General features: G+C 52.9%; 19 protein-coding genes. 4 read left to right on the plus strand and 15 right to left on the minus strand.

The genetic code is table 11. From position 1 onward, the window contains the following. The first annotated feature begins 36 nt into the window (after positions 1-36). On the plus strand, positions 37-2,577 hold the full coding sequence (locus ACFQ1T_RS04010) for a circularly permuted type 2 ATP-grasp protein (protein ID WP_379074113.1): 2,541 nt from the start codon (positions 37-39) through the stop codon (positions 2,575-2,577). Positions 2,578-2,585: 8 nt separating this feature from the next. Further along, positions 2,586-3,476: a transglutaminase family protein gene (locus ACFQ1T_RS04015; protein WP_379074115.1), complete on the plus strand. Its 891-nt coding sequence runs from the start codon at positions 2,586-2,588 to the stop codon at positions 3,474-3,476. Between the two features lie 31 nt (positions 3,477-3,507). Here the strand turns inward: ACFQ1T_RS04015 and ACFQ1T_RS04020 are convergent, their stop codons facing one another. Then, on the minus strand, positions 3,508-4,293 hold the full coding sequence (locus tag ACFQ1T_RS04020) for a DUF2971 domain-containing protein (RefSeq protein ID WP_379074117.1): 786 nt from the start codon (positions 4,291-4,293) through the stop codon (positions 3,508-3,510). A 180-nt stretch (positions 4,294-4,473) separates the two neighbouring features. Between ACFQ1T_RS04020 and ACFQ1T_RS04025 the strand changes: the two genes are divergently transcribed. After that, the gene (locus ACFQ1T_RS04025; RefSeq protein ID WP_379074119.1) at positions 4,474-5,133 is read left to right on the plus strand and encodes an HAD family hydrolase; all 660 of its coding nucleotides are present in this window, start codon (positions 4,474-4,476) and stop codon (positions 5,131-5,133) included. Positions 5,134-5,147: 14 nt separating this feature from the next. On the opposite strand, the gene ACFQ1T_RS04030 is transcribed toward ACFQ1T_RS04025, so the two are convergent. The 14 genes from ACFQ1T_RS04030 to ACFQ1T_RS04095 form a co-directional block, all read right to left on the minus strand. Then, entirely contained in the window at positions 5,148-5,759 is a 612-nt protein-coding gene (locus ACFQ1T_RS04030) for an XAC2610-related protein (RefSeq protein ID WP_379074121.1), read from the minus strand. Positions 5,760-5,832: 73 nt separating this feature from the next. After that, the gene (gene tmpT / locus ACFQ1T_RS04035) at positions 5,833-6,489 is read right to left on the minus strand and encodes a thiopurine S-methyltransferase (protein WP_379074123.1); all 657 of its coding nucleotides are present in this window, start codon (positions 6,487-6,489) and stop codon (positions 5,833-5,835) included. A 70-nt stretch (positions 6,490-6,559) separates the two neighbouring features. Next, positions 6,560-7,807 carry a hypothetical protein gene (locus ACFQ1T_RS04040; protein ID WP_379074125.1) on the minus strand — a complete coding sequence of 416 codons (1,248 nt, stop codon included), beginning with the start codon at positions 7,805-7,807 and terminating at the stop codon, positions 6,560-6,562. A 198-nt stretch (positions 7,808-8,005) separates the two neighbouring features. Next, complete coding sequence (locus ACFQ1T_RS04045; RefSeq protein ID WP_379074127.1) at positions 8,006-8,314, minus strand: hypothetical protein; 309 nt, start codon at positions 8,312-8,314, stop codon at positions 8,006-8,008. Between the two features lie 86 nt (positions 8,315-8,400). Then, complete coding sequence (locus ACFQ1T_RS04050; RefSeq protein WP_379074129.1) at positions 8,401-10,431, minus strand: M3 family metallopeptidase; 2,031 nt, start codon at positions 10,429-10,431, stop codon at positions 8,401-8,403. 126 nt (positions 10,432-10,557) lie between these two features. Next, on the minus strand, positions 10,558-12,309 hold the full coding sequence (gene ptsP, locus ACFQ1T_RS04055; protein WP_313984942.1) for a phosphoenolpyruvate--protein phosphotransferase: 1,752 nt from the start codon (positions 12,307-12,309) through the stop codon (positions 10,558-10,560). Continuing rightward, entirely contained in the window at positions 12,310-12,579 is a 270-nt protein-coding gene (locus ACFQ1T_RS04060) for an HPr family phosphocarrier protein (protein ID WP_275357897.1), read from the minus strand. It abuts the gene before it with no gap. Positions 12,580-12,590: 11 nt separating this feature from the next. Continuing rightward, entirely contained in the window at positions 12,591-12,998 is a 408-nt protein-coding gene (locus ACFQ1T_RS04065; protein ID WP_194748958.1) for a PTS sugar transporter subunit IIA, read from the minus strand. A gap of 21 nt (positions 12,999-13,019) precedes the next feature. After that, the gene (gene rapZ / locus ACFQ1T_RS04070; RefSeq protein ID WP_338655754.1) at positions 13,020-13,901 is read right to left on the minus strand and encodes an RNase adapter RapZ; all 882 of its coding nucleotides are present in this window, start codon (positions 13,899-13,901) and stop codon (positions 13,020-13,022) included. 19 nt (positions 13,902-13,920) lie between these two features. Then, complete coding sequence (gene hprK, locus ACFQ1T_RS04075) at positions 13,921-14,871, minus strand: HPr(Ser) kinase/phosphatase (RefSeq protein ID WP_379074133.1); 951 nt, start codon at positions 14,869-14,871, stop codon at positions 13,921-13,923. Between the two features lie 132 nt (positions 14,872-15,003). Beyond that, entirely contained in the window at positions 15,004-15,330 is a 327-nt protein-coding gene (gene hpf / locus ACFQ1T_RS04080; protein WP_194748955.1) for a ribosome hibernation-promoting factor, HPF/YfiA family, read from the minus strand. A 185-nt stretch (positions 15,331-15,515) separates the two neighbouring features. Then, positions 15,516-16,154 carry a DNA oxidative demethylase AlkB gene (gene alkB / locus ACFQ1T_RS04085; RefSeq protein WP_379074135.1) on the minus strand — a complete coding sequence of 213 codons (639 nt, stop codon included), beginning with the start codon at positions 16,152-16,154 and terminating at the stop codon, positions 15,516-15,518. A gap of 15 nt (positions 16,155-16,169) precedes the next feature. Further along, entirely contained in the window at positions 16,170-17,078 is a 909-nt protein-coding gene (locus ACFQ1T_RS04090; RefSeq protein ID WP_275357891.1) for a hypothetical protein, read from the minus strand. A gap of 27 nt (positions 17,079-17,105) precedes the next feature. Then, positions 17,106-17,693 (minus strand): hypothetical protein, encoded by a 588-nt coding sequence (locus ACFQ1T_RS04095; protein ID WP_379074137.1) that lies wholly within the window; start codon positions 17,691-17,693, stop codon positions 17,106-17,108. Between the two features lie 252 nt (positions 17,694-17,945). Between ACFQ1T_RS04095 and ACFQ1T_RS04100 the strand changes: the two genes are divergently transcribed. Then, on the plus strand, positions 17,946-19,178 hold the full coding sequence (locus tag ACFQ1T_RS04100; RefSeq protein WP_275357888.1) for an MFS transporter: 1,233 nt from the start codon (positions 17,946-17,948) through the stop codon (positions 19,176-19,178). The last annotated feature ends 1 nt before the right edge of the window (position 19,179 follow it).

The raw sequence follows: 19,179 nt of genomic DNA on the forward strand, positions 1-19,179 counted from the left end.
CGTTTGAGTCGCACCATGATCCTCGCTTAACCACGCATGCAACCAGTGCTTAATCAACTTTATTTTTCTGACCGCTATAACGAACTGTTGGATGGCAGGGGCCAGCCACGTCCGCACTGGCAGGCCCTGGTTTCTCAGCTGGAGAGTGAAGAGCCTGCCGTCATGCGCAAGCGCATGGAGGCTGTGCAACGCCAGATTCGTGATAATGGCGTGACGTATAACGTCTATGCAGACACGCATGGCGTGCAGCGGCCCTGGGATCTGGATGTCTTGCCGCTGATTATTCCCTCGCACGAGTGGCAGCATATCGCTGCTGCCGTGGCGCAGCGGGCCACCTTGCTCAATCAGGTGTTACTGGACGTATATGGTGAACAGCGCCTGTTTGCCAGTGGTCAACTGCCGCCGGCGCTGATTTACGGCCATAACGGCTTTTTGCCTTCTTGTGTCGGCATCCCGCATTACGACAATATTGCCCTGCATAACTATGCCGTGGATATTGCGCGCTCGCCCAACGGGCAGTGGTGGGTGGTGTCTGACCGGACCCAGTCGCCCACCGGGGCTGGCTATGCGCTGGAAAACCGCACCATTATTTCCAGTGTGTTCCCCGAAATGTTCCGCGACCTCAATATTGAGCGCTTGAGCGGCTTTTTTGCCAGCATGCGTGACAGTCTGGCACATTGGGGGCACCGCGTTGCACAAAATCAGGCACAGACTGTTCCTGGCATCGCGCCACTGAGTCAGGGGGAGCCGCCACTGGTGGTGATTTTGACGCCGGGACCGTATAACGAAACCTACCACGAGCAGTCATTTTTAGCTGGTTATCTGGGCTATCCTCTGGTGCAAGGCAACGACCTGACGGTGCGCAACGGCGTGGTCTGGCTCAAAACCATCGCCGGGCTCAAGCCTGTGCACGCCATTTTGCGCCGCATTGACGATGATTATTGTGACCCGCTGGAACTCAACGCCGAGTCGCTGTTAGGCGTGGCCGGGTTGACCCAGGCCGCCCGACTGGGCAATGTGCTGATTGCCAATGCGCTGGGCGCCAACTTGTTGCAATCTGGGGCTTTGCTGGGCTTTTTGCCCAACTTGTGCCAGTCGCTGCTAGGTGAGTCGTTGCACATGCCTTCGGTAGCGACCTGGTGGTGTGGTGAATCTGCGGCGCTTGAATATGTGATCCAGCATCTGGATGATCTGGTGATCAAACCGGCTTACCCGCAAATGCAATCTTCGCCCATTTTTGGTGAGGATCTCAATGCCACGCAAAAAGAAGCGCTGATTGCCAGACTGCGTGCGCAGCCCGGCCATTATATTGCCCAGGAGCAAGTGGATATTTCACATGCGCCTGTGCTGAGCAATCATCATCACCAGCCACAAATGGGCAGCTTGGCGGTGAGTTTGCGTGTCTATGCCTTTGCCACCCCCAATGGCTATGCGGTGATGCCAGGCGGGCTTTCCCGCGTCGCCAGCGGCAAAGATAGCCGCGTGGTGACCATGCAGCGTGGCGGCACCAGCAAAGACACCTGGGTGCTTTCGGAGTTTACACAGTCGGCGTTCAGTTTGTTGCGCAAAACCACCTCCAGTCAGGACCTGGTGCGTGAAAATACCTCGCTCTCCAGCCGTATGGCAGAAAACATGTTCTGGTATGGCCGCTATTCAGTGCGCAACCTGCAAAAAGCCATGATGTTACGCGCCACCTTGCGTGCCTTGCTTGAATACACACCAGAATCGCGCGAAGGCGAGTGGCCGACCATGCAGGGCTTGTGTCAGTGGTTTGACCTGTTGCCCTCGCCTAAAGATGATGAAGAATGGGCGAAATGGCAACCTTACAGTGATGATGATATTGAGCCGTTGCTGGTACAGGCCGTGTTCTCGCAGCAGTCCGGCAGTCTGGCCACCAGCGTGCAGCAGTTGTATCAACAGGCGTTCAACCTGCGTGAGCGCATCTCCAATGACCACTGGCGGACCGTGAACGTATTGTCACGGCAGTTTATTACCCGGCACGCGCATGCCACCTTGCAGGATGCGATGTCGTATATCGAGCAGGCCGTGAATCATTTTGTCACCTTGACCGGCTTTGCCATGGACTGGATGACGCGTGATCTGGGCTGGCGGTTTATGTCGCTCGGACGGCGGATTGAGCGCTTGCAGTTTATGTGTGTGTTATTAAGCCGTGCCTTGCAAATGCCACAACATAGTAATCTTGAGTGGTTGCTACAAGTGACCAATAACCTGGTCACTTACCGAGCCCGCTACGCCTCGCAACCCGAATGGTTGCCTGTGCTGGATTTACTGTTGATGGATGGCAATAATCCCAATGCCATTGTTTTTCAAATCAAGGGTTTGGTGAAATATCTCGAAGAAATGGATGCCCATGATAATGCAGGCGGCATTGCCGCCGAGCTGAAAGCCTGCTGGCAAGCCTTGCTGCAACTGGACCCGGACACCTGCTTTATGCAAGGCAGTCCAGAGTTGTCAGCCTGGCTCAATCACACCTACGAGGTGACTTTAACGCTGTCTGACCGCCTCAGCCTGCGCTTTTTCAGCTATGCCAGTCCGGTCGTCATCTCTGGGCATTAAGGACCCGCATGCGCTATCAGGTCGAACACCAAACCATTTATCGCTACGATGTGCCTGTGATTCAATCGCAGCAATTACTGCATTTAATGCCCCGGCAAACCGCATTTCAGCAATGCGTTTCTTATACGCTGGCCTGCGAGCCGCAGCCGGCGGAACAGTCGCGGCGGCTGGATTTCTTCGGCAATCACAATGACTACTTCACGCTACTGACACCGCACCAGTCACTCGAAGTCACTTCCAGATTCCAGGTCGATATCCAGCCACGGCCAAAGATGGGTGAGCTTGTGCAAAGCCCGCCCTGGGAGCAGGTGCAGACTTTGTTAAAAGATCAGGACACACACCACCTGGATGCTGCGCCTTATGTGTATGCCACCAGGCGCGTGACCTGTAGCGAAGCGCTGGCCAGTTTCGCCCTGAGCTGCTTTACCCCGCAGCGACCGCTGCTGGAAGCCGCCATGGCGCTGACGCAAAAAATTTATACCGAGTTTGAATTTGATCCACAAGCCACCGATGTCTCCACCCCTCTGGATACGGTGCTCAAAGGCCGCCGCGGCGTTTGCCAGGACTTTGCTCATCTGATGATAGGCGCGCTACGCTCTATCGGCTTGTCCTGCCGTTATGTCAGCGGTTATATCCTTACCCATCCACCCGCAGGCCAGCCGCGCCTGGTCGGCGCCGATGCATCGCACGCCTGGGTGTCTGTCTATTGCCCAGTCTATGGCTGGGTAGACTTTGATCCGACCAATAATTGTCTGGTCCAGCAAGAGCACATTACCGTGGCCTGGGGCCGCGATTTTGGTGATGTCTCACCTATGCGTGGCGTGGTGCTGGGTGGCGGTCAGCAACAACTCAAGGTCAGTGTCACCGTCACGCCGTTGGCCTACGCCGAGCAAGCGTGATATCCAAAAATAAAGTAAGAAGCATTGATAGTTAATTAATATTTTCTATCTGTATTAAAGAATTTTTCCTATCAATTCTTGCTTCTTTGAAGCTGACTTTATATGGAATGTTTTTCATAATAAATTTACGGTACTCAGGCTCTGTTTTTTCTCCAAAAATGATTCCGGTGATAGAACCTTCAGGATAATCAATTAGTATTCCTTTTTGATGTTTTTTGAGTCTGCTCTTGCTAAAGTGGCGCAGCTCTTGTTCAACTTGCCAATGGTCGAGCTTAGTTGATAAGCCTGAAAGAATGAGCTCGCCTATATTAGAGGGCATGTCAAACTCCACTTTTAAAAATTCTATCCCAGAAACTTCAGGTAGCTTTTGTTGATATTTCACCTCACAGTATTCAAATGCTGGATGCTCAAATTCGATACAAAATCCAGAGTGGTTATTTGAGTAATGTGACCAAAGAATGTTGTTATTGGGTTCTTTTGCAAAGCAGTACATGGGATATGTATCAATCATTTCAGAAAACGATTGAGTTCTAACGATCCATTCGTGATGGAAGGTTTCGGTCAAATGGCCATCAGCGTACCAAGACTTCACCAAGCGCTTATTCTTGCCAGACAGCTGTGTATACAAGGATCTAAGTTCTCTGACAGAAGGTTTCAATAGATTTATATGCGAGTCAAAAGGATCATTGAACTCTGCTCTAGATGATAGCCAACCTTGTCTTTCAAATAAGTTCGATAAGTCATGTGATTCTGATAGAAGTTGATGAATTGTTACTTTCTTGGGATCTGGTAACTTTCTGTATTTATATAGTTTCATAGCTTTTCCCATCATCTAGTAGTAATAGATTATATTCTGCTGCTAACTATATGCATGGTGAGTTGCAGCATGTGGTGAGATCATTAAGAGTATTGTGACAAATTGGTACTCTGTAATTGTTTGTTGGATGTTGTGTTAGTCGCGATAAAATAACGCTTTGTTCGCCTAACGGGTTTGCCAGTGATTAAAGCCGCAATTTTTGACATGGACGGTCTGCTGATCGATTCTGAACGTATCATCATGCAAGGTTGTATTGAAGCCGCCGCCAGCATAGGCATTACCTATACCGAGCAGCAATATGTGCAACTGGTGGGGCGGATCTGGTCAGACTCCAGCCGGATCATGGCAGAGCAACTCAACGGCGAACATCATATGCAGCAGGTGATTGCTGGCCTGAACACCTATCTTGATGCACGCAACCATGTGTTCCCGCTCAAAACGGGTGTGCTTGAGCTATTACAGTTTTACCGTGACGCAGGCATCACCTGCAGTGTCGCTTCTTCTTCCCCCATCCCGCATATTACCCACCGTCTGAGCCATACGGGCGTGCTGGATTACTTTGACCACGTCACTAGTGGCCAGGAGGTGCAGCGCGGCAAGCCCAACCCGGACATCTACCTGCTGGCCCTGGAAAAACTGGGCTTGCAAGCGGACGAATGCATTGCGTTTGAAGACAGTGAGCTCGGCGCACAAGCCGCTATTGCTGCAGGCTTGCGCGTGATTGTGGTGCCGGATTTAAAACAGCCGGGCGACCTGGTGCGGGCACAGGCGTTTCATGTGGTGGAAAGCTTGCTGCACTGGCATCAGAATCACGAGACGTTCATAAATTGTTTGACGTGAAGCTTTCGAATCAGCTAGGGCACAAAACGCTCACAAGACTCCCCGGTGAGACTTAAAAAACCATCATTATTAACCCTAAATTGTCGAAATTTTGCGCATTTGTGTTCAGAGTCTAGTGATAATTCAGAGCGTTCTGTCTCCACAAGTTTACCTTTGATCCAACAATAAGTTGAGCTAGTGCCACCATAAAAGTCTTCATAGGTATTCGCCTCAGATTCAGACAAGCAATTAGGCTGTTGGCTAATTTTCAGATTGGATATTGCTGACAGGTCGTCAGAATAAATAAATTTGCGGGTGGGTTGACTGTATAAAAAAACCGTATAAGTGACATCGCCTCTTGCATTCATTCCGCTTACCCATGAAATATCTTGGCATCCATCAAAGTTATAATCATCAAGATAAAAACTCTGGCTAATTTCCGGAGTGGGACTAGCTTCACCATTTAAAGTGGCAAAAATATTGCCGGATGATTTATTTTTTACCAGCAAAGTTCTTTCGAATAAATCTTTTGAGTTTGTTACATCCCATTCAATAACATAATCTGTATTGGCAGTATTACACCAGTTACTATCCTCTTCTGCATGTAGGATGAAAGAAAAAAAACATAAAAATGGTAGTACATACAATCTGGAGGTTCGCCAAAGACTCATATTACTTTAGTATGTCTTGATATTTAATTATTCAATCATTAGCAGCATTTTACGATAAGGCCTGCAACAACCAGACTTGTTCTTGTGCCGGGCATTTGCCCTTAAGGCCACCCGCCAGCGGCACATCGGCCAACAGGCTTAATTTAAAGTCCTTGCCGTACAGTTGTTGCACTGCTTGGGAATCGACACTAAACGGTGGTCCGGCTTGTAGTGATTGGTCATAGTCAAAACTCACCAGCAATTGTTTGGCGTGTGCGGTCAAGGCGGTCAAATGCTGGCTGTAGCGTGGGCGCATGTCAGCGGGCAGGGCCACCAGTGCGGCGCGGTCATAGGCTGCATCTATCTGACCTACTTGCGCCTGCTTCAGTTGTGTCTGGCTGAGGGCAAAAAAGTCGCCATTAAACACAGTCAGTGGCCCGGCACGGTAACAGGTGATCGCCCCCATCTCTTCTACTTCTGGCGTCAGCGCCAGCTCTTGGAACAACGCTTTCACCGCGAGTGGGCTCAGTTCTATGCCCACCACTTGTAGCCCTTGGTCTAACAGCCAGGGGATATCCAGCGATTTTCCGCACAAGGGCACAAAAATACACTGCCCGGCCGTTAATGCCAAATGATGAAAGTGGCTGACCAGCAGCGGGTTGGCTTGGTCGAGATGAAAGCCAATTTGCTGGTTTTGCCAGCGACTGTGCCAGAATGCGTGATCCATACAAAATCCCTGGTCTAGGCCTGGGCCTGAGAGTAAAGAGCCTAAGTATAGATCAACCTGTGCACGTCCGTTATTTCCCAGCGCGCTGACTCAATCTTGCCTGTTGCTCCAGCACGCCTTCTTCCACCCCGGCGGCTTCGGTTAGCTTGGCCACATTATCCCGGGTGAAAAAGCCGTCAAAGCCGTCATAGCGTTGTACGTATTCAATAATCAGCGAGGAATGTTCCGAGGCATTGGAGAAAATCTGTTTCAGGCCTTCTTCCTTGGAGCCAATCACATCAAGCAGAAAGCCTTTGCCCTGGCTGGCAATGGCATCGACGACAAACTCAATGTTTTCCTTACCGTCCCGGGTGCCATCTTTGACCGACAAGGCAATATGGTGCAAGCGCGGGCCGTAGTTACGCACAAAGGTCTCGGTCGGCGAGGGCAGTTTTTCCAGGTGGTTCACAAAATAAGGCGTATTGTTAGCGGTAAACACTTTGGCCGGGCTCTTGGTTTCGGGGAACCCATGCACGCTCTTGGTGACATTGGTGGAGGAGTTCTGATCCCAGATGTTATAGGCGCCCCAGAAAAAGTAGCTAGACCAAGACAGGTATTCGAGAATCGCCACCTCACGGTTTTGGCTATAAACGCGGGTGGCCAGGTGATCCACTGGCAAAATCAAATCGTCTATGCGCAGCTTGGCCTGAAGGTTTTTAGCCTCTTCATACGCGGCTTGCACATCGGCGCGGATGGTACTGATACCAAGCGCATACACGCGTAATTCATCCGGCTCGCGTTTCATATAGCCAACGATATTATGCGTGTAGGGCGAAGGTTTGCTGATCGCCACATTGCCCGGCAATTCCAGTTTGCGCACTTCGTCCTGGGTAAAAAAGCGGAATTCGCGTTCTTCCTGTAACTTCACCACCTCGTGCATATTGGTAACGCGGATGATTTCACCCATGTAGCGGCTATTTGGTTTGCGCGCCCCAACAGGATAGATCTCGTTGAGTGCGCGGAAAATCCCCCTTAAGTTAGGGTCTTTCACCTCTCGGACCAGTAAATCCGGCGAGTCGAGGTCTATGCGCAGAATATGCGTCCAGTGCTTCTCACTCTCCAGTGTCACCAGATAATGGTAAGAGGTCATTAAAGACAGTTCGGCGATGTACTGGATCGAATGATCAGGGTCTACCGTAATCATCAGCGCATCGATTTCCTGAATCATGTCGGTCAGCCCGAGCTGGTCGCGCTCTTCGAGCAGCTTTTGCAAATACTCTTCAAAAAAGGCGGAGTTTTGTTTGTCGCCGTGGCGGGCAAAATCGAGAGAATTAATCATGAGGCTCCATCAATGCATCTAAAACCTGAAATAAGCAAGTGGCGTTCCTGCTGGGGGACGTTGGCTAAATATTGCGCACAATGGCTTGCGCTTGCGGCCCGTGCACTGCACGGGCTGTGCGCGGGATATTTGAAAATGACACAGGGCAGCGATGGCTGCCCTGTTTTAGTGCTTGTCTGAGGTTCGCGTGGCCGCAAATTAGCGGCCCTTGCCGCTCAGTGAACCCCGCTTGAGGATGGGATCGTCAAACGCGATGCAACGACCGACGCCCAAAAAGCTGGGCCGCATACCCAAGGGACAGCTATTACTCCGCTCAAATTGCTCGACTTTGACTTTGGCTTCCTCGGCTTTTTTGGCATCCTTAAACTCCCAGTAGCCATTAGCGTGCAGCACCACTTCATCGCCATTCGCGGTTTTGGCTTGAATATCATCTGCTTCTTCTTTGGCGGCAAACGCCACCGCCGGCAACAAGGCAATCAGTAACACAGAGAGGGGCAGACGAGACATTTTTAATCCTTAAAATGATCTGGCTAGCATAGCGGGTGCGTGTAAAAAAGCCAAGTGTCAGACACTTGGCTAGATGTACAAAGTGATTAACTTGCCATGCCGTTGTGGCGTAACAACGCATCCATACTCGGTTCGCGACCTCTAAAGGCAACAAAAGACTCCATGGCCGGACGTGCGCCACCTTGTGCCAGCACCTCGTTTTTAAAGCGGCTGCCTGCCTCGGCAGACAACACGCCCAGCTCTTCAAATAGGCTATAGGCATCCGCAGATAGCACTTCTGCCCATTTGTAGCTGTAGTAGCCTGCGGCATAACCGCCTGCAAAAATATGGCTAAAGCTATTGGGGAAACGGTTCCATTTCGGCGGACGCAACACGGCCACTTCATCACGCACCTGTTCGAGCACGTCGAGTGCCGTCTGCTTGCCTGCCGGGTCAAAGCTGCTGTGCAAACGCATATCAAACAATGAAAACTCGATCTGGCGCACGGTTTGCATGCCGGCCTGGAAGTTTTTGGCGGCGACCATTTTGTCGAACAGTGCGCGCGGCAGTTGCTCACCAGTGTCGACATGCGCCGTCATATGGCGCAGCACGTCCCATTCCCAGCAAAAGTTTTCCATAAACTGGCTGGGGAGTTCGACCGCGTCCCATTCCACGCCCTTAATGCCGGAAACACTGTATTCCTCGACCTGGGTTAGCATGTGGTGCAGGCCGTGACCAAATTCATGGAACAGCGTGATCACTTCGTCATGGGTGAACAGCGCAGGTTTGTCGCCAACGGGTGCCGAGAAGTTACAGGTCAGGTAGGCAACCGGCAGCTCTATGCCATTGGCAATTTTGCGGCGGGTAATGCACTCATCCATCCAGGCGCCCCCGCGTTTGCCTTGCCGCGCATACAAGTCCAGATAGAAATAGGCAATCGGCTGGCGCTGCTGGTCGCTGATCTCATAAAAACCCGCATCCTTATGCCATAACGGCGCATCGGTTTTGCGCACCTGCACGCCAAAAATGGTTTCCACCACTTTAAACAGGCCTGCCAGCACCTTGTCTTCGGGGAAGTATTGTTTGACTTCCTGATCGGAAAACGCGTATTTGTCCTGGCGCAGTTTTTCGCTGATGTAGGACACATCCCAGGCCTGCATGTCGCTAAAGCCCAGCTTTTCGGCATAGGCCTTGAGTTCGGCCATGTCTTTTTCGGCATAGGGTTTGGCCCGCTTGGCCAGGGTGTCCAGAAATTCAATCACCTGTGCTGGCGTATCTGCCATCTTGGTCGCCAGCGACAGTTCAGCATAGTTTTTAAAGCCTAACAGTTGCGCTTCTTCCTGCTTGAGTGTGAGCAGGTCAGCGATCAGGGCGGTGTTATCCCATTCGGGTTTACTGAATTCTGAGGCGCGCGTGGCATAGGCCCGATAGAGCGTTTCACGCAGGGCGCGGTTGTCGCAGTATTGCATGACCGGCATGTAAGACGGGAAGTGCAGCGTAAACAGATAGCCGGTTTTCTCCTCGGCTTTTGCGGCTTCGGCGGCCGCTTGCAGCGCGTCTTCAGGCAGCCCTGTGAGTTCGGCTGCGTCTGTCACCAGATGCTTGAAGTCGTTGGTGGTATCGAGGATATTTTCTTCAAACTTGCTGCCCAGTTTGGACAGTTGTTCGGCGATTTCCTTGAAGCGTACTTTTTCGGCTGGCGGCAGTTCGGCACCGCCCAGTTTGAAGCCACGCACTTCGTTGTCGATAATCTTGCGTTGTGCCCGGCTCAATTGTGCGTAACCCGCGCTGGCCTGGATGGCTTTGTACTTGGCGTACAAGCGCTCATCCTGTGACAGGTCGCTGTAAAAATCGGTCAGTTTGGCCAGGTTTTCATTATAGGCTTCACGCAGTTCTGGCGTGTTGACCACGGCATTCATGTGCCCGACCGGTCCCCAGCTGCGTGACAGTCTTTCTGAGTAGTCTTCAATCGGCTGCACAAAGTTTTGCCAGTCGGGCGTCTCGCTGGCAGTAGCCAGGCGCTCTACCAGGGCGCGGCCTTCTGCCAGTAACTGGTCAATGGCGGGTGAGACGTGCTCTGGACGGATATCGTTAAATTTGGGCAGGCCACTAAAAGCAAGTAATGGGTTGGTGCTCACAGCAAATCCTTTGTTGAATGCGATAGATGATAGAGGCGTATTATTCGCCAAATGTTCGCATTTGGCTCATTGTATATATTGATGATGGTGATGAGTTTTGTTTAATACAAGGGCATCCGTGCAGCGTTAGTGCACTTCGCCATTTAATTTTTTAATCAGCGGGTCAATTTTCTCCAGATCATTGAGAGACAGAATTTTTCTGGCTTGTTTGGCCAGCACGTTTTCTTCGCTCTGCAGGATTTGCGACTTCACGCTCAGGATATGCGCCGGATGCATGGATAGCTGACGCATGCCCATGCCGACCAGCAAGCGCGTCAGTTTGATGTCACCCGCCATTTCGCCGCAGACAGAGACCGGCTTGTCATATTTGGCGGCGGCGGCAATCGTCATCTGGATCAAGCGCAAGACGGCTGGATGCAAAGGGTTATACAAATGCGCCACCGCATCGTCGGCACGGTCAATCGCCAGCGTATATTGAATCAGGTCATTGGTGCCTATGGACAAAAAGTCCAGCTCCTGCGCAAAGGCGTCAGCATTGATGGCGGCGGCCGGTACTTCGATCATGCCGCCGATAGGCACTTGCTCGTCAAACGGGATGCCTTGCTGGCGCAGCGATTCTTTGGCACGGGCGAACAGCAGTTTGGTTTGTCGCAGTTCTGCCAGGTTGGACAGCATGGGAATCAGGATTTTCACCTGGCCATAGTGCGAGGCACGCAACAGGGCGCGGAACTGGCTGTGAAAAATATGCGGCTCGGCCAGGCAATAGCGCACGGCACGTAAGCCCAGCGCCGGGTTGATGGCCGTTACCACTTCATCCGGGTTCAGTTGCTTGTCGGCGCCAATATCCAGCGTGCGGATGGTGACCGGCTGGCCTTTCATGGCCTCCGCCACATGTTTGTAGGCTTCAAACTGCTCCTGCTCATCGGGCATTTCGGTGCGATTCATAAACAGGAACTCGGTCCGGTATAAGCCTACGCCGACGGCGCCCGAGGCTTTGGCAGCAACCACATCGTCCGGCACTTCAATATTGGCCAGCAAGTCAATCGCCACCCCATCCACGGTGACGGCCTTGGTCGTTTTAATCCGTTGCAGCTTTTGCTGGGCAAGTTGCCACTGGTTTTGCTTGAGTTGGTATTCCGCCAGCACCTCAGGGTCAGGATTGACAATGACCACGCCCTCGCTGCCATCGACGATCATCAGTTCGCCGTCATTGATCAGGTCACGGGCGCGCTGCAAGGCAACGATGGATGGAATATTCAGGCTGCGGGCCAGAATCGCCGTATGCGACGTGACACCGCCGACATCGGTGATAAAGGCTGCAAACTGGTGATGTTTGAACTGGATGGCATCTGCCGGGGAGACATCATGCGCCACCAGAATCATGGCGCGCTCTTGTCTGGCTTGCAGTTTTTTCTCGCTGGCGGCGAGTTGGTCGCGGCCCAACAAGACCTTGATCACACGCTCGACCACCTGCACCACATCCTGCTTGCGCTCACGCAAATAGGCGTCTTCAATCGCGTCAAACTGGGCGACGATATCATCCATTTGCTGTTTGAGCGCCCATTCGGCGTTGCACAGCTCATTACGGATAATGGCTTTAGGCGCTTCTGACAATGATTTGTCAGTCAGCATGGCTAAGTGGGTATTGATAAAGGCACTCAGTTCAGCCGGGGCATTTTTGGGCAGTTGTGCTTTGAGCTGTTCCAGGTCGTGCTTGACCAGACCGATGGCGCGTTCAAAGCGGGCAATTTCCTCGTCGATGGCAGACGCCTCAATTTTGAAGTGCACGACTTCGAGCAGGGCATGCGAAATCAGGTGTGCATGGCCGATGGCAATGCCACTCGATACCCCGACGCCATGCATGCTAAAGCTGGTCAATTATTCACCCTCGCCAAAATAGTCGTTAACCAGTGCTTCGAGTGCGGCCAGCGCCTGATCTTCATCCGGGCCGGTGGCTTCAATGTCAATGGTGCTGCCCTTGGCGGCGGCCAGCATCATCACGCCCATAATGCTTTTGGCATTGACTCGACGGCCATTCTTTTCCACCCAGACTTCGCTCTTGAACTGGCTGGCAGTTTGGGTGAATTTGGTGGAGGCGCGTGCGTGCAAGCCGAGTTTATTGATGATTTCTAAAGAAAGTTTGGCCATGTTTTATGTGGTTATTGTGCGTGATGACAAGTGGTTTTGGTAAAGTGGACAACGCCGTCGCGGCCACCGCTGAGGGCCTTCTGGATGCAGGAGTGCAAACCCTCGTGACGGTAGTTGAGCACGCGCACCAGCATGGGCAGGTTCACGCCAGCTACCCCCTCGGTCTCGTCTGGTGTCAGCAGTTTGGTGACGATGTTGCACGGGGTTGCGCCATAAATATCTGACAACACCAGCACCCCCTGGCCACTGTCCAGGCTTTGCACCAGTGCCTGCGCCTTGGGCAGTACCGTTGCCGGGTCATCATTTTTTGAAATTTCCAGATAATCCAGCTGTGCCGGGCGGTTGCCCATCACATGCGTGGCGCAGTCAATCAGGCTGGGTCCCAGGCTACCGTGCGCAATAATCAAAACACCAATCATAAATGTACTTTCAGAGTCTCGTTACGGGGTAGCGATCGCGGCGGCATCCTGCAGTTCGCGGTGGCGAATCATGACTTGATGCTGTTGCTTGAAATACGCCCCCAATTGTTCCACCAGATAGACGGAACGGTGTTGCCCCCCGGTGCAGCCGATGCCTACCGTGACATAGCTGCGATGGTCGTGATAAAAGCTTGGTAGCCATTTTTCGATATAGTGCTGAATGTCTTGCTGCATTTCAAGCACCTGTGCTTCATTTTGCAAAAACTGCTGTATCGGCGCCTGCGTGCCATTGTAGGGTCGCAAAATCGGATCGTAATGCGGGTTGGGCAGGCTGCGCACGTCAAACACAAAGTCGGCATCGAGTGGAATGCCATGTTTAAAGCCAAACGAGATAAACGACAGCACCAGCGAATGCGAGCGGGCGGGCAAATAACTTTGTTCAATTTGCAGCATCCAGTCCCGGGTGTGGTTGCGCAAGGCATTGGATGACAGGTTGCTGGTATCCACATGGTGGCCCAGATTATTCAGGCCAGACAGCAAATCACGCTCATGTTTAATGCTCTCGGCCAGCGCTTGATCTGGCGTGCTGAGCGGGTGTTTGCGCCGGGTTTCAGAGAAACGCTTGACCAGCGTCTCCAGGCTGGCATCCAGAAACAGCAGATGCGCGGCAATGCCCTGGCTCTTGAGGGTTTTCAGGATGTCGGGTAAAGACTCAATCGCAATGCTGCGGCTATCAATACTCACCGCCACTTTGGCCGCATCACGGTTGGCCACATGGCTCTGGATATGCGGCAGCAAGGTGGCCGGCAGGTTATCAATGCAGTAATAGCCGCTGTCTTCAAACACGCGCAAGGCAATGGTTTTACCCGAGCCGGAGAGCCCAGTCACAATCACCAGTTGCATGTGCTTAACCCTGTGGATGTCATCGTAATTTGCTTTCTCTGAGCATGATCTGTTTTTGCCGCTGTGTCAGTTGTTTGGTGGCATTGACACCACGCAACAGCAACATGTGATTGCGTACGGCGGCTTCTACCAGTACCGCAATGTTGCGCCCGGCGGCAATCGGGATAATCACCTTGCTGATCTCTACATCCAGCACTTGTTGCGTCTGCCGGTTGGCACTGAGCCGGTCCAGGTCCTGCGGCTTCAATTCGTCGGCCAGCTCCAGCTGTATCATCATATCCAGCGGCTTGGTTGGTTTGACTGCATTATCGCCATAGAGTGCGCGGATATTCAAAATGCCGAGACCGCGCACCTCCAGAAAGTCTTGCAACAGCTCTGGGCAGCGGCCTTCAATACGCTCGGGCGAGACCCGGTAAAAATCCACAATATCATCTGCCACCAGCCGATGGCCCCGTGAAATCAGCTCGAGCGCCAGCTCGCTTTTACCAATCGCCGCACTGCCGGTAATCAGCACGCCAAAGCCTTGTACTTCCATAAACACGCCATGCAGGCTGGTGGTTTCTGCCGTCGCCACCGCCAGATAATGGCTGAGTAATTCCATCAGTTGCGGGCTGATCATGGGCGTCGTGAATAAGGGGGTTTGCGATTGTTGTGCGGCTTCCAGCATGACCGAGGGTACTTTTTCGCCATTGGCGACCACGACCATGGCCAGGTCGGTTGAAAACAGGTTGCTTACCGCCTGTTGCATGGCCAGAATGCTGAGCCCACCGAGGTAGTCCATTTCGGCACAGCCCAACACTTGCACCCGGTTGGGGTGCACAAAATTTAAATGCCCGACCAGGGCCAGCGAAGGCTTGGTTACGGTGCCTGAATTGAGGACTTTCTGACCGCCAGACTCGCCTGCTACCCATTTCAATTTGAGTTTGCTGCGAATCTGCTTGTATAAATCGGCTACGGAGATTTGAGCCATAAGTTGTTAACGCATCAACAAAGTGTTGGACTCATTTTACAACTGAATTGATTCGGGTGGCGTGAAACGGCGTAAAAGTAGCGGGGGCGGGGTGAATTCTCTACCCGGTCGGGTAGAGAATGGCGTTAAGGCTTATGAGCTTAACTGGTGTTTCACAGCGCCACCGGATTTGTGGTGGTCGCCATTTTTTTCCTTGTGTTTCACGACCTGGCGGTCAAGTTTGTCGGTCAGCATGTCGATGGCACTGTACATGTTTTCGTCTGAGCAGGCGGCGTGTAAGTCGTTGCCTGGCACATGCAATGTCGCTTCAACCTTTTGGGCAAGCTTTTCAACAGACATGGTGACTTTGACATCAATCACATGATCAAAGTGATTGCTGATACGCGAGAACTTGGATGATACGTACTCGCGCAGTGCTGGAGTGATTTCTAAATGGTGTCCTGTAAGTTGTAAATTCATGACAAACTCCTTGTTTTCGGAAAGGGTCTTATCGAGTGTTTGCTGGATCATTCAGCAAATGTTGGATAGATAAGACAGTTTCAGTTTACTCTTTTGAAAAACAGATGCAACCCGGAAGTGAGCGGGGTTTTTGATCTTCATCAGCGTTTATGCGGCTATTGTTAAGGCGTTGTCAGGGCGAGATGCTAACGCGCTTTTCTCAAGGTGAGGTTAATGCGTTGCGGGCCAATGAGCGGATGCTGCCCAGGCTGGACTGGCGCCACGCCATGATAAAAGCGCCTGCTGGCGCCGCCCCAGACCACCACATCACCATGCACCAGCGGGATTTTCACCGGCTTGTCCGTCCGCCTGGCGCCACCAAATAGAAACGTGGCTGGCAGCCCGAGCGACACTGACACAATCGGCTGCGTAAAATCCTGCTCATCTTTATCTTGATGCAAGCCCATTTTGCTGCCGGGAGCATACACGTTGATCAAACAGCTGTCGGGCACAAAGTCGGCATACCCTGCCTGCTGCGCGGCGGTCGCAGCCAGCTGTAAAATCACCTCCGGCATCGCTGGCCAGGGTTGATGGTTGGCGGGGTCAGCCGCCTGGTAACCATAGCCAGCCGCACTGCCTACCCAGCCCCAATCACCCATGCTGCTGGTGCGCACTGACATCGGGTAACCCATGGGCGTCATCATCTGCCGGGGTGGATGGGCAGACAGATGCTGTGCCAGACAAGACCAAAGCACTGGCATGCAGGGCAGCGCAAAGCCGGATAGCCAGCAGGCACCCGGGGCCAGCATCACTTTAGAGGGGGTGTCTTGTGCAAATAAGTCCATGCGTTCTCGCGGCGATTAGGGCATCCACACCAACGTGACATTTTTCTGTTTTGCCAGCCGCTGCATGTGGGGAATGGCGCGCTCCAGTTGCAACAGGTAGTCTGCAGCCGATTCCTGATGAAATCCCAAGACCATGACGGCAGGGGCCTGGTTCAATAAAGCTTCAAACAGGCGCAACAGTTGTTGCGTGTTGGTGTAATCCGCCAGGGCGGCGTTATCCGGGTATTCCATCAATTGATAAGACAAAGCATACGGTTGTTCCAGCGGTGTGCTGCCCGCATGCAGCTGTTGCAATCCCTTGATCAGGGGACTGTCGCTGGGCCAGCGCGTGGTCAGCAAACGCGCATCAATGCGCGAGCTATCCCAATAAAAGCCATTCGCAACCAGTGCGGCTTGCAACTTGGGCCCCAGTTGCCAGGCGCCGGCGCGGAAATGCCGGGGACGGTTAAAGCCGTTTTGCACCATCAAATCACTGCTGCAATGCACCAGCCGCGTCAGCTCGGTCTCGCTGTAAGCAAACTCCAGGCTGACAGAATGACCGCAACTGGCCTGTCTGCAATGTTCATCGCGGCCAGAAATCGAGGGCGTGGCCTGATAGGTGAGCCCACAATACTCAACCAATGTGCGCATGGGGTGCAGATGCAATCCCACCGTGTCTTGCGGTAAAAACGTGCTGCGAATCAGGCTGCCTACCTGGGCGCGATGGACCCCAGGCTGGATAAAATAGACCGGATTGACCAAATGCAACATCGGAATGTCTGGAAACTGCTGCCGAAAGCGTTGCATGGCCTGTAGATTGTCTTCATCCAGCGACAAGCCTTCCCAATCGACGGTGATCCAGAGTTGCATGGTGTCCGCCGCCATTGCGGGGGATGTCAGCAGTAATGCCAGTCCCAGCAACAGTCTCTGGATCACGATGCGCATCTTAGCCTCGCATGAGCTTCTCGTGGGTTAGTCCTGGGGACACTTGATGGTATGGTTCACAATGTTTCCATCCACCAGATGGATCGTTTCCTCGCCCAAGCGGCATTTATTGTCGGCGTCCATGGTCCAGGTATTTTTATAGGTTTGTTTATAACGCGTATTGTCCCAAGACCAGTGCGTCTCACTCCCTGCCGCTGCATCGCCGTCGGTTTCGCCCAGTTTTTGGTAGCCATCAAATTTTTTGTCTAATACGGCCACCTTGATTGCGGCAGGGGTATGCCAAATGAGCTTGGCCGCCGCCCCTCTCATTTGAAACAACCACACCGGGCAAGCGGCATCGCGGCACAGGCAAGCATGTGCTGGTTTCACCAAATAAGCTTTTGCCGTTTTGCTCAGGCGTAACACTTGCGTTTCCAGTAAAGCGGCAGGCTTGGATTCCCCGCAACTGGCACTATTGGCCACCGACGGCTCTTGCGCCAGCAAAGTCACGATGGCCGAAGGCATTTTTGCCGGTTGCCTGAATGGCTCTTTGGTGACGAAACTTTCCTCTGCATGTGCGCAAAGCGTCACAAACCAGAGAAAACACAAACTGAATACTGAAATACGTGATGTCATGAAAATAAACCTTTAGTTAAGGGGCAGACTGCTTGCGATAGCAGGCCGGCATCTTACCCGATTAAATCTTGCCGCATTTAATCGGTTGCTTAAGACTTGCGGGTGCGCCCCATCTATATCGGCAGAGTCGCACGGAGTCAACGACGGCTCATCAGCGTTACCGCCTACTGCCTGATTCACCGCACCCGCTTGCAGATTGTAGGCGATTTTGCACGCCGCAGCCATGTGAAGCGATAGCGTATAATCTTGCCTATGTCTTTGTCCATCCGCCAGATTCTTGCCCATCAGGGCTATGCATTCCCCAAGTTGCTTGCCTACCGCATCCTCATGGTGCTGTCGTACCAGATGATGATGGTTGCCATCGGCTGGCATATCTACGAGTTGACACACGATCCCTGGTCCTTGGGGCTGGTCGGCCTGGCAGAAGTGGTCCCTTACATGGGTAGCGCGCTGTTTGCGGGGCATGCCGTGGATCATTACTTCTCGCGCCGCGGTTTTGCCGCCGTGTCGGCTTTTTTTCTGGCGGTGAACGCCGGGTTACTGGTGATGATTACGCAACAACAGCCAGCACATACTGCCTGGTGGATCTATGGCACGGTCTGCCTGACCGGCTTTGCACGTGCGTTGATCTCCCCCAGCTATAACACGCTATTTGCCCTGATTATCCCGCGTGCCTCCATCGCCAAGGCCTCTGGCATCGGCAGCTCCATGTTTCAGATTGGGCTCATTGTCGGTCCCGCCATCGGCGGTTTGCTGATTGGGTTTGCTGACAAATCTATCGCTTATGGGCTGTCTGCACTGCTGGCACTGGCCGCCTGTGTGGCTGCGCTGGCCTTGCGCGTGACCGAGCACCATAGCCATGAGCCAATGAAAGTCTTTGCCAGCATCGCTGAAGGCTTGCGCTTTGTCCGCCGTACGCAAGTGGTGCTCGCCGCGCAACTGCTCGATATGTTCGCCGTGCTATTTGGCGGTGCTGTCGCCATGCTGCCTGCCTTTGTGCACGATATCTACCAGATGGGCCCCGAAGGCCTGGGGTTATTACGTGCCGCCCCCGCACTGGGCGCCATTGTGTCCGGCATCTGGCTTGCCAAACACCCGATTCATGAGCACAGTGGCCGCTGGCTGCTGTTTGCCGTGGCCGGTTTTGGTGCGTGCATGATTGCATTTGGCTTGTGCACCAATTTTGAATTAGCCATGCTGATCCTGGCCATCTCCGGCATGATGGACGGCGTCTCGGTGGTGTTACGGCAAACCATTCTGCAACTGGCCACGCCCGATGGCATGCGCGGCCGCGTCTCGGCCATCAACGGCATTTTTATCGGTTCTTCCAATGAGCTAGGTGCGTTCGAGTCCGGGCTCACCGCCAGACTCATGGGGTTGGTGCCCTCGGTGGTGTTTGGGGGCTGCATGACGCTGGCAGTGGTAGGGGTGACGGCGTTCAAGGCGCCAAAACTGCGAGATCTGCACCTTTCGCAGTTGCACTGAT

The sequence above is a fragment of the Methylophilus glucosoxydans genome, assembly GCF_042676145.1.
Taxonomy (GTDB): Bacteria; Pseudomonadota; Gammaproteobacteria; order Burkholderiales; family Methylophilaceae; genus Methylophilus; species Methylophilus glucosoxydans.

What these genes read in the sequence shown, in the direction of transcription:
- ACFQ1T_RS04065 (WP_194748958.1), bottom strand. Translation starts at nt 12,998, where the DNA reads ATGATTGGTGTTTTGATTATTGCGCACGGTAGCCTGGGACCCAGCCTG.
- rapZ (WP_338655754.1), bottom strand. Translation starts at nt 13,901, where the DNA reads ATGCAACTGGTGATTGTGACTGGGCTCTCCGGCTCGGGTAAAACCATT.
- hpf (WP_194748955.1), bottom strand. Translation starts at nt 15,330, where the DNA reads ATGAATTTACAACTTACAGGACACCATTTAGAAATCACTCCAGCACTG.
- ACFQ1T_RS04095 (WP_379074137.1), bottom strand. Translation starts at nt 17,693, where the DNA reads ATGACATCACGTATTTCAGTATTCAGTTTGTGTTTTCTCTGGTTTGTG.
- alkB (WP_379074135.1), bottom strand. Translation starts at nt 16,154, where the DNA reads ATGGACTTATTTGCACAAGACACCCCCTCTAAAGTGATGCTGGCCCCG.
- hprK (WP_379074133.1), bottom strand. Translation starts at nt 14,871, where the DNA reads ATGGCTCAAATCTCCGTAGCCGATTTATACAAGCAGATTCGCAGCAAA.
- ACFQ1T_RS04090 (WP_275357891.1), bottom strand. Translation starts at nt 17,078, where the DNA reads ATGCGCATCGTGATCCAGAGACTGTTGCTGGGACTGGCATTACTGCTG.
- ACFQ1T_RS04100 (WP_275357888.1), top strand. Translation starts at nt 17,946, where the DNA reads ATGTCTTTGTCCATCCGCCAGATTCTTGCCCATCAGGGCTATGCATTC.
- ACFQ1T_RS04060 (WP_275357897.1), bottom strand. Translation starts at nt 12,579, where the DNA reads ATGGCCAAACTTTCTTTAGAAATCATCAATAAACTCGGCTTGCACGCA.
- ACFQ1T_RS04010 (WP_379074113.1), top strand. Translation starts at nt 37, where the DNA reads ATGCAACCAGTGCTTAATCAACTTTATTTTTCTGACCGCTATAACGAA.
- ACFQ1T_RS04040 (WP_379074125.1), bottom strand. Translation starts at nt 7,807, where the DNA reads ATGATTAATTCTCTCGATTTTGCCCGCCACGGCGACAAACAAAACTCC.
- ACFQ1T_RS04020 (WP_379074117.1), bottom strand. Translation starts at nt 4,293, where the DNA reads ATGAAACTATATAAATACAGAAAGTTACCAGATCCCAAGAAAGTAACA.
- tmpT (WP_379074123.1), bottom strand. Translation starts at nt 6,489, where the DNA reads ATGGATCACGCATTCTGGCACAGTCGCTGGCAAAACCAGCAAATTGGC.
- ACFQ1T_RS04045 (WP_379074127.1), bottom strand. Translation starts at nt 8,314, where the DNA reads ATGTCTCGTCTGCCCCTCTCTGTGTTACTGATTGCCTTGTTGCCGGCG.
- ACFQ1T_RS04015 (WP_379074115.1), top strand. Translation starts at nt 2,586, where the DNA reads ATGCGCTATCAGGTCGAACACCAAACCATTTATCGCTACGATGTGCCT.